The sequence below is a fragment of the Streptomyces sp. NPDC087844 genome, from assembly GCF_044742785.1.
In the GTDB taxonomy this organism is placed as follows: domain Bacteria; phylum Actinomycetota; class Actinomycetes; order Streptomycetales; family Streptomycetaceae; genus Streptomyces.
The window spans coordinates 34554-50129 of record NZ_JBIUVD010000035.1; the positions used below are offsets into that span (position 1 = coordinate 34554).

A 15576-nucleotide genomic window follows, 5' to 3' on the forward strand; every position below is an offset into this window, starting at 1 on the left:
TCACGTACAGGAAATTGTACGTCGGTATCTGCGGTACGGGCAAGCGCCGGAACGGTGGCCTCGACCGGCCCCGCAGGACGACGGTCAGTGCGTGAATGCCTTGCGGAGCCGTCCCGCAGCGTCCGCCAGCACCTCGGTCCGCTTGCAGAACGCGAATCGGACGAAGGGCGCCCCGGCGTCCCGGTGGTCGTAGAAGACCGCGTTCGGGATCGCGACGACCCCGGCGCGCTCGGGCAGCGCCCGGCAGAACGCGAAGCCGTCGCTCTCGCCCAGCGGCCGGATGTCCGTGGTGACGAAGTACGTCCCGGCCGGCCGGAACACCGCGAAGCCCGCCTCCGCGAGCCCCGTGCTCAGCAGGTCCCGCTTGGCCAGCATGTCCGCGCGGAAGGCGTCGAAGTACGTGTCGGGCAGCGCCAGCGCCTCGGCGACCGCGTACTGGAAGGGCCCCGAGGCCACGTACGTGAGGTACTGCTTCGCCGAGCGCACCGCCGTGACCAGATCGGGGGCGCCGGTGATCCAGCCGACCTTCCAGCCGGTGAACGAGAAGGTCTTGCCGGCGCTCCCGATGGTGACCGTGCGCCCGCGCATTCCGGGCAGGGTGGCGAGCGGGATGTGCTCGGACCCGTCGAAGACCAGGTGCTCGTACACCTCGTCGGTGACCACCAGCAGATCCCGCTCGACGGCCAGCTCGGCGATCGCGGTGAGCTCCTCGCGGGTGAGGACCGTGCCGGTCGGGTTGTGCGGGGTGTTGATCAGCAGCAGCCGGGTGTTGTCCGTGACCGCGTCGCGCAGCTCGTCCAGGTCCAGCCGGAACCGCCGCCGCACGACCCCGTCGTCGCCGCTCTCCTCGTGCGGCCGCAGGGTGACCGGCACGCGCGTACCGCCGGCCATCGCGATGCAGGCCGCGTACGAGTCGTAGTAAGGCTCCAGGGCGATCACCTCGTCGCCGGGCTCCACCAGGGCGAGCAGGGTGGCCGCGATGGCCTCCGTGGCGCCCGCCGTGACCAGTACCTCGGTCCCGGGGTCGTACGTCAGGCCGTACCGGCGCTCCTGGTGCGCGGCGACGGCCGTACGCAGCTCGGGGACGCCCGGGCCCGGCGGGTACTGGTTGCCGCGCCCGTCGCGCAGCGCCCGCACGGCCGCCTCCCGGATCTCCTCGGGGCCGTCCGTGTCGGGGAAGCCCTGGCCGAGGTTGATGGAGCCGGTACTCAGGGCGAGAGCCGACATCTCGGCGAAGATCGTCGTACCGAACTCGGCGAGACGGCGGTTGAGGAGGGGGCGGCGTGCGCTGGAGGTCATGACGGCCATCCTGCGCTCAACCTCTGGAGTTGCTCAACTCTGCTTTGGTCCGTGAGACGAGAGGGCATCCCCCTCCCACGCAAGGAGCACACCTGGGTGTGCGGCAGGAATCACAGCAGAGTCACAGCAGTAGTCACAGCAGCAGTCGCGGCGACAGTCGCAGCAAGGATCGCGGCAGGAATCAGGCAGCAAGCAGACGAGAAGCAGAGCCCACGGGGGGCCGCTTCGGGGGAACGGAAGGAGGGTGACGCCATGATCATCGGCATCATCCTGACGTTGTTCGTCGTGGGGTTCGTGGTCGTCGTGGTCGCGCGGATCGCATCCGCCGACCGGGGGCGCGGTCGGGGCAGGGGACGTTCGCGCCGCAACAGTGACAGCTGGTGGGCAGGCGGCGGAGCGGTGGGCGGAGGCGACAGCGGCTCCTCCTCCTGCTCGTCGGGTTCGTCGGGTCACAGCTCCTCGTGCGGCGGCGGTTCGTCCTGCGGGGGCGGAGGCGGATGCGGCGGAGGCAGCTGACACGGGGCAGCTGAGCTCCGGGCGGCAGCCGGGTTCCGGGCGGGGCAACCGCGTCCGGGCAGGGAACCGCGTCCGGACCGTCTCGGCCGTCTCGACCGTCCGGACCGTCTCGACCGTCCGGTCGGACGGGCGCCCGTCGGGGGGTATCTCCCGACGGGCGCCTCGCCGTTGAGGGGGCGTGAAACCGGAGGCGAGCCCCCCAGGGGCGCGCTTTCTGGTTGAACAGTTGAGCTGTGGAGCCCTCGGGGGGATGGAAACCCTACGAAGTTGGGTAAAAACGCTGTGGCGGACGCGCCGTTCATGATTCCCTCGTATCGCCGACGCAGCCCCCGCAACAACCTTCTGACCTGGCCGACCGGGCCCGGATCACCGCCCGGCGCCGACCGGGGTGCGACGGACCGACCCCACCCTTGCGTGCAGCGGAGCCGACCCATGCTCACGACCCTCAACACCGCCTACACCGACACGCGCGCGGCCGACCTCGCCTGGGCCCTCGGATGCGAACCGCTGCCCGCGCTCGCCACCCTCGACCTCGAACTCGCCGACACCAGGTTGCAGTTGCGACTGCTGGGCGCGTCCCACCAGGTGCTCCTTGAGGAGGAGCGGGGCACTTGTTCGGAGACCGTCGCCTGCATCGCGGGCAGCAGCTCACCACTGCCACTCGGCGTCGCCAAGCGGGTGGACGACTGGGAGTACGAGTTTGCCGCGCGTGTGGAGACGCTGTCGCGAGGGTCCTTCGCCGGCCGGGCCCAGGAGTTGCTCGCCCTCGTCGCCGACCACCCGAACGGACTGGCGGGGGTCTTCCCCGGCAGCCCCCACGCCTTCACCGCGATGCTGGCGCAGCACCACGAGGGCCAGGTGCACTGGCGCACCTGGCACGCCTACCCCCAGGAGGGCCAACTGGTCGCCACCCGCACGAAGGTGGGCGTACGGGTACCCGCGCCGCTCTAGGACAGGTTTCGGGGCAGCTCCTGAGGCAGGTCCTGAGGCAGGTTTTGAGGCAGGTTTCGAGGTAGGTCCTGGGCCCGGCGTCACGCATCCGGCAGCCGTTCGGCGGGAGAGGTGCGGGAGGGGGCCCCGAAACGGCCGAAGTATGCGCGGGCGACGGCATTTACACACGTGTGGGTGACAGGGTGCGGTGAACCGGTGACGTAGCGTTCCCTGGGTGATCGAGCCGCACGCGCCCGCCCCACCCGGTACGGCCCCGCCGCCCCGCAGCGGCGCGGGCCAGGCGCGTCTGCCGGTCAGGCCCGCCACCGGCCGGTTCCTCGTCCTCACCGGCGTGTTCATCTGCGCTGCCTGCGGACTGGTGTACGAACTGGAACTGGTCGCCCTCGCCTCGTACTTGATCGGCGACTCCATCACCCAGGCCTCCGTCGTCCTGTCCGTGATGGTCTTCGCGATGGGCATCGGCTCGCTCCTCGCCAAGCGGCTGCGCTGTCGCGCCGCGGCCGGTTTCGGCGCCGTGGAGGCCCTGCTCGCCCTGGTCGGCGGCTGCAGCGCGATGGCCCTGTACGCCGTCTTCGCCTGGACCGGCGACTGGGGCGGCGCCTGGGCGAACGGCTCCAGCTACCTCCTCGTCGGCTTCTCCCTGGCCATCGGCCTGCTCATCGGCGCCGAGGTGCCCCTGCTGATGGAGCTGATCCAGCGTGTGCGCAGACAGGACGCGGGCGGCGCCGTCGCCGACCTGTTCGCCGCGGACTACGTGGGCGCGCTGGCCGGCGGACTGGCGTTCCCGTTCCTCCTGCTGCCGCTGCTCGGCCAGTTGACCGCGACGCTGATCACCGGCACGGTCAACGCGATCGCCGGCGCCGCGCTCGTCCTGGGTCTGTTCCGGCAGGACCTGACCCGGCGCGGTCGCTGGCTGCTGGTCGTCGCCAACCTCCTCGTGCTCGTGCTGCTCGCCTCGGCCGCCGTCCTCGTCGACGACTTCGAACGGTCCGCGCGGCACGCGATGTACGGCCGGGACGTCCGGGTGGCGATGCACACCGACGTCCAGGACGTCGTCCTCACCGGCGGTACCGACGGCAGCCGGCTCGGCCTCTACCTCGACGGCCGGCTGCGGGTCAGCGGCAGCGACGAGCGCCGCTACCACGAGGCCCTCGTCCACCCCGCGATGAACGGCCGGCACGCGCGCGTGCTCGTCCTCGGCGGCGGCGACGGGCTCGCGGTGCGCGAGGTACTGCGGCACCGGGGCGTACGACGGGTCGACGTCGTCGAACTCGACGCCGCGTTCGTCGAATTGGCGCGCACCGACCCGGCACTGTCCGCGCTGAACGGCCACGCGTACGGGGATCCGCGGGTGCGGGTCGTCGCCGCGGACGCGTTCGGCTGGCTGCGGCGGGCCCCGCGGGACGCGTACGACGTGGTGGTCTCCGATCTGCCCGACCCTCAGAACACGTCCAGTACGAAGCTGTACTCGCAGGAGTTCTACGGGCTGGCCCGCGAGGTGCTCAGCGACGGCGGGCGGCTCGTCGTGCACGCCGGGCCCGTGGCGGCCCGGCCGCGCGCCTTCTGGACGGTCGACGCGACGGTACGGGCGGCCGGGCTGCGGACGGTGCCCTACTCGGTCGGCGGCCGTGACTCCGAGGTGACGGACGGGTCGCGGGTCCCGCACGACTGGGGGTACGTGCTCGCCTCGCGTACGCGGCCGGACCTCGGGGACGGGGCGGCGGCGGACGGGGCCATGGCGGAGAGGGCGCCGCGCGTCCCGTCCCTGCAGGCGGGCGTCCGCGCGGCGGAGCGCACCAGGCTGGAGGGACTGCCGCCCTCGACGCTGGTGCACCCGAGATACGCGGACTGAAGCCAGGCCGCGTGCGGGTGCGGGTGCGGGTGCGGGTGCGCGTGCGGCTGCGCGTGCGCGTGTCGGTCCGCGCGTCCATCTGCGGCGGATCCGGGGGAATCCCCGCATGTACGGGTGCGGTACGGGTGGTGCTGGGTAGGCTCGGCCGACATGGAGCATGAGGTGTTCGTTCCGGTTCCCGTCGAGCGTCTGCGCGAGGCTCTCGCCGATCCCGCGCGAGTGGCGCGGGCGCTGCCCGGTCTCCAGCAGGACGCGGGGACGGCGCCCGTCTCCGGCCGCCTGAAGGTACGGGTCGGCGGGCACTCCATCACGTACCGGGGGACGCTCGGCGTCTCCGAGCGGGACGACGGCTCGTACTCCGTCGAGGCCGACGCCACGGAGGCCCGGGGCACGGGCTCGGTGAAGCTCGCGCTCACGCTGGCCGTCCGTCCGGCCGAGGGGGGCGTGACGCTCACGTTCACCGGTACGGCCTCGGCCGACGGCCGTATCGCCGACCTGCCGGCGGACGAGGTGGCGTCGGCGACGACCCGCCTGCTGAACCGGTTCGCGGAACACCTGGCGGCGGAGCCGGGGCCGGGGCCGGAGCCGTCACCGTCACCGGAAGAGGCGCCTGTCGCTGCGCCCGATCCGGTGGAGGATCCCCCCTCCTCGCACGTGCCGTTCGCGGAGGGCGACTTCGCGGGTGGCTTCGAGGACGACGGGACTTCGCCGCCGGGGGCACCGGCCGAGGCGGCGCACGCGCGGCGCACGATGATCGGCCGCAGCGCGGAGGAGGTCGACCATGCGCCGCCGCGGGGCCGGTACGCGCCCGTGCCGGCGCCCGATTCCGTGGGCGGCAGCGCGGTCCTTCGCTGGGCCGCGCCCGCGGCGGCGCTCGCACTGGCCTCGGCGATCGTGGTGGGCCGAGCCCTCCGCAAACGCCACTGACCGCAGGCGCGGGCGGGCGCCCCAAAGGGGCGCGGGGAACTGCGCGGCCGGCCACGGGCGGCCTGCGGTCGGCGTATCGGGCGCGGTGGGGGTTGCCCGCGCAGTTCCCCGCGCCCCTCAAAGGGCCGGCCGCGGCCGGGCCGCAAGCGGCAGACGGGCAGGGAGTGCCCCGACGGGGGCGCGGGGAACTGCGCGGCCAGCCACGGGCGGCCTGTAGTCGGCGTGCCGGGCGCGGTGCGTGCCCTGTAGGGGCGCGAGGAATAGCGCGGCCGGCCACGGGCGGCCTGCGGTCGGCAGAAGGGCAGATGTCCCCAAGGGGCGCGGGGAACTGCGCGATTGGCCCACAGACGGCCCGCAGGCGGGGGTGTGCCGGGCCGGGAGTGCCGGGATCGGGCCCTGCGGGCCACATACCGCGCCCCACCCCGTAGGGTCTCCCGCGTGAGTAACGAAGACATCACGCTGACCGCCGGCGACGCGCAAGCGACCGTGCAGCCGGGCAACGGTGGACGGATCGGCGGGCTGAAGATCGGCGGCGTCGAACTGCTGCGCCAAGGCGACAAGTTCGGCTGCTTCCCCATGGTCCCGTGGTGCGGCCGCACCAGGGACGGCCGCTTCCGCAACGGCGCCACCCCCCACCAACTCCCCCTCAACTCCCCACCCCACGCCATCCACGGCACCGCCCGCGACGCCGCCTGGCGCACCGCCCGCAAGAGCGCCGACGAAACCGTCATCACGTACGACCTCGCCGACCCCTGGCCGTACGCCGGCCGCGTCACCCAGGTCGTCGGGCTGACCGAGGACTCCCTCACACTGACCATGTCGGTGGAGACGTACGGCGATTCGTTCCCGGCGCAGATCGGCTGGCACCCCTGGTTCAACCGCAACCTCGGCGGCGAGGGCGCGCAGGACGTCCGGGTCGACTTCACCGCCGCCTGGCAGGAGGAGCGCGGCGACGACCACCTGCCGACGGGCCGTCGTATCGATCCGCAGCCGAGCCCCTGGGACGACTGCTTCGGAATGCCCGACGGCGTCGACGTCACCCTCACCTGGCCGGGGCAGCTCGCGCTGAACGTGGCCGGTCGCGAGCAGTGGGTCGTCGTGTACGACGAGCAGGAGGCCGCGGTGTGCGTGGAGCCGCAGACCGGGCCGCCCAACGGCCTGAACACCCTGCCCCGCCTGGTCACCCCCATCGACCCCCTGGAAGCCGTCACCACCTGGACCTGGCGCCGCCTCTAAGCTGACCCCCATGAGCGACGACGTGCGCGGCGAGCTGCTGCAGCAGATCAAGGACAAGGCCGTGGTGCACGGCAAGGTGACCCTCTCCTCCGGCATCGAGGCCGACTACTACGTAGACCTGCGGCGGATCACCCTGGACGGCGAGGCCGCCCCGCTGGTCGGCGAGGTGCTGCTCGACCTGACGGCGGACCTGGACTTCGACGCGGTCGGCGGCCTCACGATGGGCGCCGACCCGGTGGCCGCGGCCCTGCTGCACGCCGCCCACGCGCGCGGCCGGCGCCTGGACGCCTTCGTCGTCCGCAAGGAGGCGAAGGCGCACGGTCTGCAGCGCAGGGTCGAGGGTCCGGAGATCGCGGGCCGCCGCGTGCTCGTCGTCGAGGACACCTCGACGACCGGCGGCTCCCCGCTCGCCGCCGTCGAGGCCGTGCGTGAGGCCGGCGCGGAGGTCGTCGGCGTGGCGACCATCGTCGACCGCGCCACCGGCGCCGCGGAGAAGATCCACGAAGCCACCGGGGTCCCGTACCTCTTCGCGTACTCCAAGGACGAACTGGGTCTCGCCTGAGCCCTTCCGCAGGACCGGGGCCGGAGCCGGCCCCTTCCCCGGCCCCTTCCCTGGCCCCTTCCCTGGCCCCGGCTCCGGTCCCGGGTGATCGGTTGTCCACAGGGGCGAACAGCGAGGCCGGAGCATCCGGTCATGTCTGGAAGGATGGGGCCGACGATGACGTCGCCCCCTAGGTCAGGGTTCTCAGCAGAACGCCACCCGCACATACAAGGAGCGGACAGATGCCCATCGCAACCCCCGAGGTCTACAACGAGATGCTCGACCGGGCGAAGGCAGGCAAGTTCGCCTACCCGGCCATCAATGTGACCTCGACGCAGACCCTGCACGCTGCGCTCCGCGGCTTCGCGGAGGCCGAGAGCGACGGCATCATCCAGATCTCCACCGGCGGTGCGGAGTTCCTGGGCGGCCAGCACAAGAAGGACATGGTCATCGGTGCCGTGGCACTGGCCGAGTTCGCGCACATCGTCGCCGAGAAGTACGACGTCACCGTGGCGCTGCACACGGACCACTGCCCGAAGGACAAGCTCGACGGGTACGTGCGTCCGCTGATCGCGGTCTCCGAGGAGCGCGTCAAGGCCGGCCGGAACCCGCTGTTCCAGTCCCACATGTGGGACGGCTCCGCGGAGACCCTCGCCGACAACCTGGCCATCGCCCAGGAACTGCTGGCCCGCGCCGCCGCCGCGAAGATCATCCTTGAGGTGGAGATCACTCCGACCGGTGGTGAGGAGGACGGTGTCACGCACGAGATCAACGACAACCTCTACACCACGGTCGACGACGCGATCCGTACGGTCGAGGCCCTGGGCCTCGGCGAGAAGGGCCGCTACCTGCTGGCCGCGTCCTTCGGCAACGTGCACGGCGTCTACAAGCCGGGCAACGTCGTCCTGCGCCCCGAGCTCCTCAAGGAGCTGAACGAGGGCGTGGCGGCGAAGTACAGCAAGCCGTCCCCGTTCGACTTCGTCTTCCACGGCGGCTCCGGCTCCTCCGAGGAGGAGATCCGCACGGCCCTGGAGAACGGCGTCGTGAAGATGAACATCGACACGGACACCCAGTACGCGTTCACGCGTCCGGTCGCGGACCACATGTTCCGCAACTACGACGGCGTCCTGAAGGTCGACGGCGAGGTCGGCAACAAGAAGACGTACGACCCCCGCACCTGGGGCAAGCTCGCCGAGGGCTCGATGGCCGCGCGCGTCACCCAGGCCTGCGGCCACCTGCGTTCCACGGGTACGAAGATCAAGTAAGCGCCCGTTTCTCGTACGCGGGGCCCGGTTGTCCACAGGGAGAACCGGGCCCCGCCGTATGTCCGTATGATCCGGAACATGGCTGCCCCGACGCCCCCGACGGACCCCCCGGACCCGCCCGTCCCGCCCGTCCCGCCGGTCCGGCCCGTCCCGCCCGTCCCGCCGGTCCGGCCCGTCCCGCCGGTCCCGCCGAAGGAGTCTCCGGCCTCCTCCCCGGCGGCGTCCCCGGGCGTCCGGATGTCCTCCCCCGCGGGGAAGTGGATCCTGCTGACGACGGTCCTCGGTTCGGGCATGGCGATGCTGGACTCGACCGTGGTGAACGTCGCGCTGCCGACGATCGGCCGCGACCTCGACGCCGACCTGGCCGGCCTCCAGTGGACCGTCAACGCCTACATGCTGACCCTCGCGGGACTCATCCTCCTGGGCGGCGCCCTGGGCGACCGCTTCGGACGGCGGAAGGTGTTCGTCGTCGGTGTGGTGTGGTTCGCGGCGGCCTCACTGCTGTGCGGACTCGCACCGAACGCGGGCGTGCTCGTCGCCGCCCGCGCGCTCCAGGGTGTCGGCGGCGCGCTGCTCACCCCCGGTTCGCTGGCCCTCATCCAGGCGTCGTTCCACCCGCAGGACCGGGCGCGGGCCGTCGGTCTGTGGTCCGGTTTCGGCGGTATAGGCGCGGCGGTCGGCCCCTTCCTGGGCGGCTGGCTGGTGGACGGCCCCGGCTGGCGCTGGGTGTTCCTGCTGAACGTCCCGCTCGCCCTGCTGTGCGCCCCGATCGCCCTGAGACACGTACCGGAGTCGAAGGACGACCGGGTCCACGGACGCGGCTTCGACGTGCTCGGCGCCGCCCTCGGCGCACTGGCGCTGGCCCTGGTGACGTACGCGCTCATCGAGGCGCCCGGCGGCTCGGTGCCCGTCGTGGCGGTGACGGCGGCGGCCGGTGTCGCGGCGGGGGTCGCCTTCGTGGCCGTGGAGAAGCGGCGGCCCGACCCGATGATGCCGCTCGACATCTTCGCGTCCCGTCAGTTCACGGCGGTCAACCTCGTCACCCTGTGCGTGTACGCGGCCTTCGGCGGTTTCTTCTTCCTCTCCGCGGTCCAGCTCCAGGTGGTGGCCGGTTACTCGGCTCTCGGCGCCGGTACGGCGCTGCTGCCGACCACGGCCCTGATGCTGCTGCTGTCGGCCCGCTCGGGTGAGCTGGCCCAGCGTGTCGGCCCGCGCGTCCCGCTCACCGTCGGCCCGCTGCTGTGCGCGACCGGGATGCTGCTGATGCTGAGAGTGGGCGAGGACGCCTCGTACGCGGCCGACGTGCTGCCCGCCGTCCTGGTGCTCGGCACCGGCATGGTGACGCTCGTCGCGCCCCTCACCGCGACCGTGCTGGCCTCCGTGGACACCGGCCGGGCGGGCCTCGCCAGCGGCGTCAACAACGCGGCGGCCCGCGCCGCGGGCCTGGTCGCGGTGGCCGCGCTGCCGCTGCTGGCCGGGATGGGCGAGGACGCGTACCGGTCGGCGGACGCCTTCGACGACGCGTTCCGGCGGGCCATGCCCCTGTGCGCGGGCATCCTGGTGGTGGGCGCGGTGATCGCCTTCGCGACCGTGCGCAAGCCCGCGCCGGGCTGCCCGCGCCCGGAATGCCTCACACACGGCGGCGTGACGGCTCCGCCGCTGGAGCCGGACCGGTCGCGGGGGCGGCTGGAATAGTTTTCAGACAAGACAGCTCCACCCATGGAGCCCGGGGCGGCCACGGATAGCGCAAACTGGAACCCATGGCCATTCACAAGGATCTCCTCGGGGGACCGCCCCCGACCCACCTGCCCGACGACCCGGAGCCGCGCGAGCTCCTCGCGAACGGCACGGCGCCCGCCGATGTCGCCGCGAAGTACCCGACCTCCTCACTCGCCTGGGCACAGCTGGCCGACGAGGCGTACGAGCGCGGCAGTGTCGTCGAGTCGTACGCGTACGCCCGTACCGGCTACCACCGGGGCCTCGACTCCCTGCGCCGCGGCGGCTGGAAGGGCCACGGCCCGGTGCCGTGGGAGCACGAGCCGAACCGCGGGTTCCTGCGCGCCCTGCACGGCCTCGCCCGCGCCGCCCAGGCGATCGGCGAGCAGGCGGAGTACGAGCGCTGCGCGCAGTTCCTGAAGGACTCCTCCCCGGCGGCGGCCCAGACCCTGGGCTAGGCCCGAGGGGCTGGTCGACGGCCCCCGGGACGACGTACATGCAGGTCCGCCTGGTGTGACCAGGCGGACCTTGCGGTTTCGGGGCACGATTGTGGAGGATGCCGTTTGGGGACCGGGGCCCCCGTGTCGGAATTCGGCAGGGGCGGACCGCTACCCGGAGTACAGCAGGAGACAGCGATGTCCCAACAGGCTCAGCCCCACGAGGCGCAAGCGGCGCACAAGGCGCACGAGACGGCTTCGGAGCCCGAGACCCCGCATCTCGACTTCATGGGAACGACCCCGTACGAGGACTACGTACAGGCGGACGTTCTCACCCACCTCCAGCACACCCTCTCCGACGACCCCGGAGAGATGGTCTTCCTGGTGACGACCCAGGTCATGGAGCTGTGGTTCACCGTCATCGTGCACGAGTGGGAGACCGCGGCGAAGGCGCTGCGCGAGGACCGCGTGCCGGTCGCGGTGGCCGCCCTGAAGCGTTCGGTACGGGAGCTGGAGGCGCTGAACGCCTCCTGGAAGCCCCTCGGCCAGCTCACTCCGGCCCAGTTCAACTCGTACCGCAGCGCCCTCGGCGAGGGCTCCGGATTCCAGTCGGCGATGTACCGGCGGATGGAGTTCCTGCTCGGCGACAAGTCGGCGTCCATGCTCGTACCGCACCGGGGCGCGCCCCGGGTGCACGCCGAGCTGGAGAAGGCGCTGCACGAGCCGAGCCTGTACGACGAGGTGCTGCGGCTGCTCGCGCGGCGCGGTCACGCCGTTCCGTCCTCGGTCGTCCAGCGGGACGTCTCCGGCCGCTACGAGCCCTCTCCCGAGGTCGAGGCCGTCTGGACCGACCTCTACGCGGGCGACGAGAGCTCCGAACTCGCCCGGCTCGGCGAGGCGTTGACCGACGTCGCCGAACTGGTCTGGCGCTGGCGCAACGACCACCTGGTCGCCACCCGGCGGGCGATGGGCTCCAAGACGGGCACCGGCGGCTCGGCGGGCGTGGCCTGGCTGGAGAAGCGGGCCCGCAAGAACGTGTTCCCCGAGCTGTGGACGGCACGGTCGCATGTCTGAGCCGTACGCGGACTCCGGCGGGGAGTCGTACGCGGACTCCGGCGGGGAATCGTATGCGGGCCGGGCGGCGGCGCTGGACGCCGCCGACGAACTGGCCGAGGTGCGCGCGCGGTTCGTCCTGGACGACACGGTGTACCTGGACGGGAACTCGCTCGGCGCGCTGCCGCGCTCGGTGCCCGGCCGGGTCGAGGACGTCGTGCGCAGACAGTGGGGTTCGCTGCGGATCCGGTCCTGGGACGAGAGCGGCTGGTGGACGGCGCCGGAGCGGATCGGTGACCGGATCGCTCCGCTGGTGGGCGCGGCGCCGGGCCAGATCGTCGTGGGCGACTCGACGAGCGTGAACGTGTTCAAGGCGGTCGTGGGCGCGGTGCGCCTGGCCGGCGGGGACGCGGACGGTCGCGAGGGGGCGGGCGTCCGGGACGAGATCCTCGTCGACGCGACGACGTTCCCCACGGACGGCTACATCGCCGCGTCGGCGGCGCGGCTCACGGGCTGCACGCTGCGCCCGGTGGCGCCCGAAGAGGTCCAGGACGCCCTGAGCGGACGTACGGCCGCGGTGCTCCTGAACCACGTCGACTACCGCACGGGCCGCCTGCACGATCTGCCGACGCTGACGGCCGCGATCCACGAGGCGGGCGCCGTCTCGATATGGGACCTCTGCCACAGCGCGGGCGCTCTGCCGGTGGGCCTGGACGAACACGGCGTGGACCTGGCGGTCGGCTGCACCTACAAGTACCTGAACGGCGGCCCGGGTTCACCGGCGTACCTCTACGTCCGCCGGGACCACCAGCCCCGCTTCGACTCCCCGCTGCCGGGCTGGAACTCCCACGCCGACCCGTTCGGCATGACCGCGGACCACATCCCGGCCGACGGCGCCCTGCGCGGCCGTGTCGGCACCCCGGACATCCTCTCCATGCTCGCCCTGGAGGCGGCCCTGGAGGTCTGGGACGGCGTCTCGATCGAGGCGGTCCGCGCCAAGTCCCTCGCCCTGACGGACTTCTTCCTGGAGTGCGTGGCGGCGTACGTGCCTGCGGGTGCGGTGGAGTCGGTGACTCCGGCCGGCTACGGGGAACGGGGCAGCCAGGTCGCGTTGCGATGCGCGGACGCGGGTGGGGTGATGCGCCGCCTGATCGAACAGGGCGTGATCGGCGACTTCCGGGAACCGGACATCCTGCGCTTCGGTTTCACCCCGCTGTATGTGGGCTTCGGGGATGTGGAGAGGGCGGCGGGGGTACTGGGTCGGATGTTCTGACCCGGCCCTGTCACTGCCTTGGGGGCGCGCCCCCGAACCCCCGCTTCCCAAACGCCGGAGGGGCTGTCTGGATAGCCCGTCCGGCGTCTGAGGACGAGCGCGTCAGCGCGACGAGGGGGCGAGGGGACGCAGTCCCCATGCGCGGACGGGAAGGGTAGGGGCGGCGGGGGCGAAGAACCCCACAGCGTCACCCGTCTCCCCTCGCCCGTCACGTCTCACCCCTCACTCCTCCCCCCTCGCCCGTCACGCCTCGCCCGTCACGCCTCACGCCTCACGCCTCGCCCGTCACCCCTCACCCTCACCCCTCACTTCACGAACACCCCACTCCGCGCAGCGACAACCGCCGCCATCGCGGCCCGCTCAGCCGCGTCGGCCCCAGGCGCCATCCCTGACGTGAGCAACGCGTAGTACAACGGCGCCGATACAGCCCGCACGACCTCCCCCGCATCAGTCCCCGCAGGCAACTCCCCCCGCGCGACCCCCTGCTCGACACAGGGCGCCCACTCGGCGACCCGCACCTCGTAGAAGCGCCGCAACGCCTCCGCCGTACGCGCGTCGCACGCCGCGGCGGCGATCACCGCCCGGAACAACGCCCCCTGCCGGGGATCGGCGAGCGTGCGGCACACCAGCGCGGCATTGGCCCGCAGATCCCCGAGCACGGAGCCCGTCTCGGTACGGGGGAGCGACTGCTCGGCCATGTCACCGAGCAGATCGGCGACGAGTCCGGTGACCGAGCCCCAGCGCCGGTACACGGTCGTCTTCCCCACCCCCGCGCGCCGGGCCACGTCCGCCAGATCGAGATGGGCGAACCCCTGCTCGGCCAGCACGTCCCCGGCGACGCGCAACACGGCCGTACGGACCCGAGCGGTACGCCCTCCGGGACGGACGGTCCCAGGTTCGGGCACGGTCCCGGGCTCGGGTGCGGTCCCGGGTGCGGGTACGGTCCCGTGATCTGGCACGGTCCCTTGATCTGAGCCAGTACTGGGATCTGGCTCGGGATCCAGCTCTGGCTCGGGATCCAGCTCGGGCTCGGGCTTGGGCTCGGGCTTGGGCTCGGGCTTGGGCTCGGGATCTGGCTCGGCGGTCATGAGGGGGCTCCTTCGCGGTCGGGCGTGGTGAGGGGTGACGGGGCGACGCGGGGCGAAGCGGGGCGATCGCTGGGCGACACTCCACCAGCGTAACGAAACACCAGCACCGTTTACCCCTCGCCGAGCGTTACGGCGGTGTGTAGGCGCACGTCACCGGCCTGATACCGTCCCGCCAACGACCCGCGCCCCGGAGCACGTTGACCACAAACCTTGAGCGCTCACGGGCCGGGGAACGAACACCGCACCGCTGAGAGGCTTGGAGCATGCCGGACGACGCCCGCGACGCCGCGGAGGAGGAGTCGGCCTTCTCCCATCCGCCCGTCGACCCCGACGCCACCGCCGCGTACGGCGACCACCCAGACCAGGTTGTCGACTTCTACGCACCGCGCGGCGGTGAGGAGTCGGCCCCGCTCGTCGTCGTCCTGCACGGCGGCGCCTGGCGGGCTCCGTACGACCGGCGGCACATCACCCCGTTCGCGGACTTCCTGGCCCGGCGGGGCTTCGCCGTGGCCAACGTCGAGTACCGGCGCGGCGGCACCATCCCGGCGCAGGGTGGCACGGGGCCGGTGGCGGGGCGCTGGCCCGACACCTTCGACGACGTCGCGGCGGCGCTGGACGCGATGCCGGCTCTCGTACGGAACGCCCTGCCGGGAGCCGACGTCCGCCGCACGGTGGTCACCGGCCACTCGGCCGGCGGTCAGCTGGCGCTCTGGGCAGCCGCCCGCCACCTGCTGCCGACCGACGCGCCCTGGTACCTGGAGAGGCCGGCCCCGCTGCGCGGCGTCGTCGCGCTGGCCCCGATCGCCGACTTCACGGTCGCGGAGAAGCTGGGCGTCTGCTCCGGAGCCACACTCCAACTCCTCGGCGGTGAAACCAGGTTCGAGGAACGACAGCCGTACACCGACCCGGCCCTGCTCCTCCCGACGGGGATAGCCACGACGTTGGTACAGGGCCGAACGGACACCGTCGTGCCGCAGGCGGTCGCCGAGGCATACGCGGACGCCGCGGCGAAGGCCGGCGAGGTGGTGGGCCTGACGCTCCTGGAGGACGTCGGCCACTTCCCCCTGATCGACCCGGCGGCGGACGCGTGCGCGGTGGTGGCGGAGGAAATCACCCAACTGGCCTGGTAGGGCAGGCCCCTCAGGGGCGCATGGGCGCGGGGAACCGCGCACCCGGCCCCCACACGGCCGCAGACGAGCCCAGGCCACTCCACCCCGCCGGTGTGGTGTGGCTCGCCCGTGAGTTGTGGGGTGCGTCCGGCGGGCTCGAAGGGGCGCGGGGAACTGCGCGCCCGGTCCGAACACGGCCGCAGAAGTGCCCGCGACACTCTGTCTCGTCGGTGGGGTGCGGCTCGCCGCGATCGGCCCCGGTGATACCCGTAGTACCTGAGAGGGAGGTTGCAGAACCCGTCTTACTGGTGAC

General features: G+C 72.5%; 14 protein-coding genes. 12 read left to right on the top strand and 2 right to left on the bottom strand.

Translation table 11 applies throughout. The features are described 5' to 3' along the window. Nucleotides 1–84 precede the first annotated feature (84 nt). Nucleotides 85–1308: a pyridoxal phosphate-dependent aminotransferase gene (locus ACIOKD_RS39915; protein WP_402093251.1), complete on the bottom strand. Its 1224-nt coding sequence runs from the start codon at nucleotides 1306–1308 to the stop codon at nucleotides 85–87. A 243-nt stretch (nucleotides 1309–1551) separates the two neighbouring features. Here ACIOKD_RS39915 and ACIOKD_RS39920 point away from each other — a divergent pair, with 243 nt between their 5' ends. From ACIOKD_RS39920 to kynU, 11 genes are all read left to right on the top strand, one after another. Then, on the top strand, nucleotides 1552–1815 hold the full coding sequence (locus ACIOKD_RS39920) for a hypothetical protein (RefSeq protein WP_402093252.1): 264 nt from the start codon (nucleotides 1552–1554) through the stop codon (nucleotides 1813–1815). Between the two features lie 432 nt (nucleotides 1816–2247). Next, nucleotides 2248–2766: a DUF2617 family protein gene (locus ACIOKD_RS39925; RefSeq protein WP_402093253.1), complete on the top strand. Its 519-nt coding sequence runs from the start codon at nucleotides 2248–2250 to the stop codon at nucleotides 2764–2766. 214 nt (nucleotides 2767–2980) lie between these two features. Beyond that, nucleotides 2981–4618, top strand: coding sequence for a polyamine aminopropyltransferase (locus tag ACIOKD_RS39930; protein WP_402093254.1), 1638 nt, complete (start codon nucleotides 2981–2983; stop codon nucleotides 4616–4618). Between the two features lie 150 nt (nucleotides 4619–4768). After that, nucleotides 4769–5545 (top strand): SRPBCC family protein, encoded by a 777-nt coding sequence (locus ACIOKD_RS39935; protein WP_402093255.1) that lies wholly within the window; start codon nucleotides 4769–4771, stop codon nucleotides 5543–5545. Nucleotides 5546–5983: 438 nt separating this feature from the next. Further along, a complete protein-coding gene (locus ACIOKD_RS39940) occupies nucleotides 5984–6781 on the top strand; it encodes an aldose 1-epimerase (RefSeq protein WP_402093257.1) in 798 nt (265 codons plus the stop codon). 10 nt (nucleotides 6782–6791) lie between these two features. Beyond that, the gene (gene pyrE, locus ACIOKD_RS39945) at nucleotides 6792–7343 is read left to right on the top strand and encodes an orotate phosphoribosyltransferase (RefSeq protein WP_402093258.1); all 552 of its coding nucleotides are present in this window, start codon (nucleotides 6792–6794) and stop codon (nucleotides 7341–7343) included. 221 nt (nucleotides 7344–7564) lie between these two features. Further along, nucleotides 7565–8587, top strand: a complete 1023-nt coding sequence (gene fbaA / locus ACIOKD_RS39950; protein WP_402093260.1) for a class II fructose-bisphosphate aldolase — start codon at nucleotides 7565–7567, stop codon at nucleotides 8585–8587. 237 nt (nucleotides 8588–8824) lie between these two features. Further along, a complete protein-coding gene (locus ACIOKD_RS39955) occupies nucleotides 8825–10282 on the top strand; it encodes an MFS transporter (RefSeq protein ID WP_402093294.1) in 1458 nt (485 codons plus the stop codon). Nucleotides 10283–10347: 65 nt separating this feature from the next. Then, a complete protein-coding gene (locus ACIOKD_RS39960; RefSeq protein ID WP_402093262.1) occupies nucleotides 10348–10761 on the top strand; it encodes a DUF3151 domain-containing protein in 414 nt (137 codons plus the stop codon). A gap of 177 nt (nucleotides 10762–10938) precedes the next feature. Further along, on the top strand, nucleotides 10939–11814 hold the full coding sequence (locus ACIOKD_RS39965; RefSeq protein ID WP_402093263.1) for a tryptophan 2,3-dioxygenase family protein: 876 nt from the start codon (nucleotides 10939–10941) through the stop codon (nucleotides 11812–11814). Then, complete coding sequence (kynU, locus tag ACIOKD_RS39970) at nucleotides 11807–13066, top strand: kynureninase (RefSeq protein WP_402093265.1); 1260 nt, start codon at nucleotides 11807–11809, stop codon at nucleotides 13064–13066. Before ACIOKD_RS39965 ends, kynU begins: the two co-directional genes overlap by 8 nt. A gap of 305 nt (nucleotides 13067–13371) precedes the next feature. On the opposite strand, the gene ACIOKD_RS39975 is transcribed toward kynU, so the two are convergent. Further along, nucleotides 13372–13971, bottom strand: a complete 600-nt coding sequence (locus ACIOKD_RS39975) for a TetR/AcrR family transcriptional regulator (protein WP_402093295.1) — start codon at nucleotides 13969–13971, stop codon at nucleotides 13372–13374. A gap of 446 nt (nucleotides 13972–14417) precedes the next feature. On the opposite strand from ACIOKD_RS39975, the gene ACIOKD_RS39980 reads away from it, so the two are divergent. After that, complete coding sequence (locus ACIOKD_RS39980) at nucleotides 14418–15284, top strand: alpha/beta hydrolase (RefSeq protein WP_402093267.1); 867 nt, start codon at nucleotides 14418–14420, stop codon at nucleotides 15282–15284. Nucleotides 15285–15576: the final 292 nt, after the last annotated feature.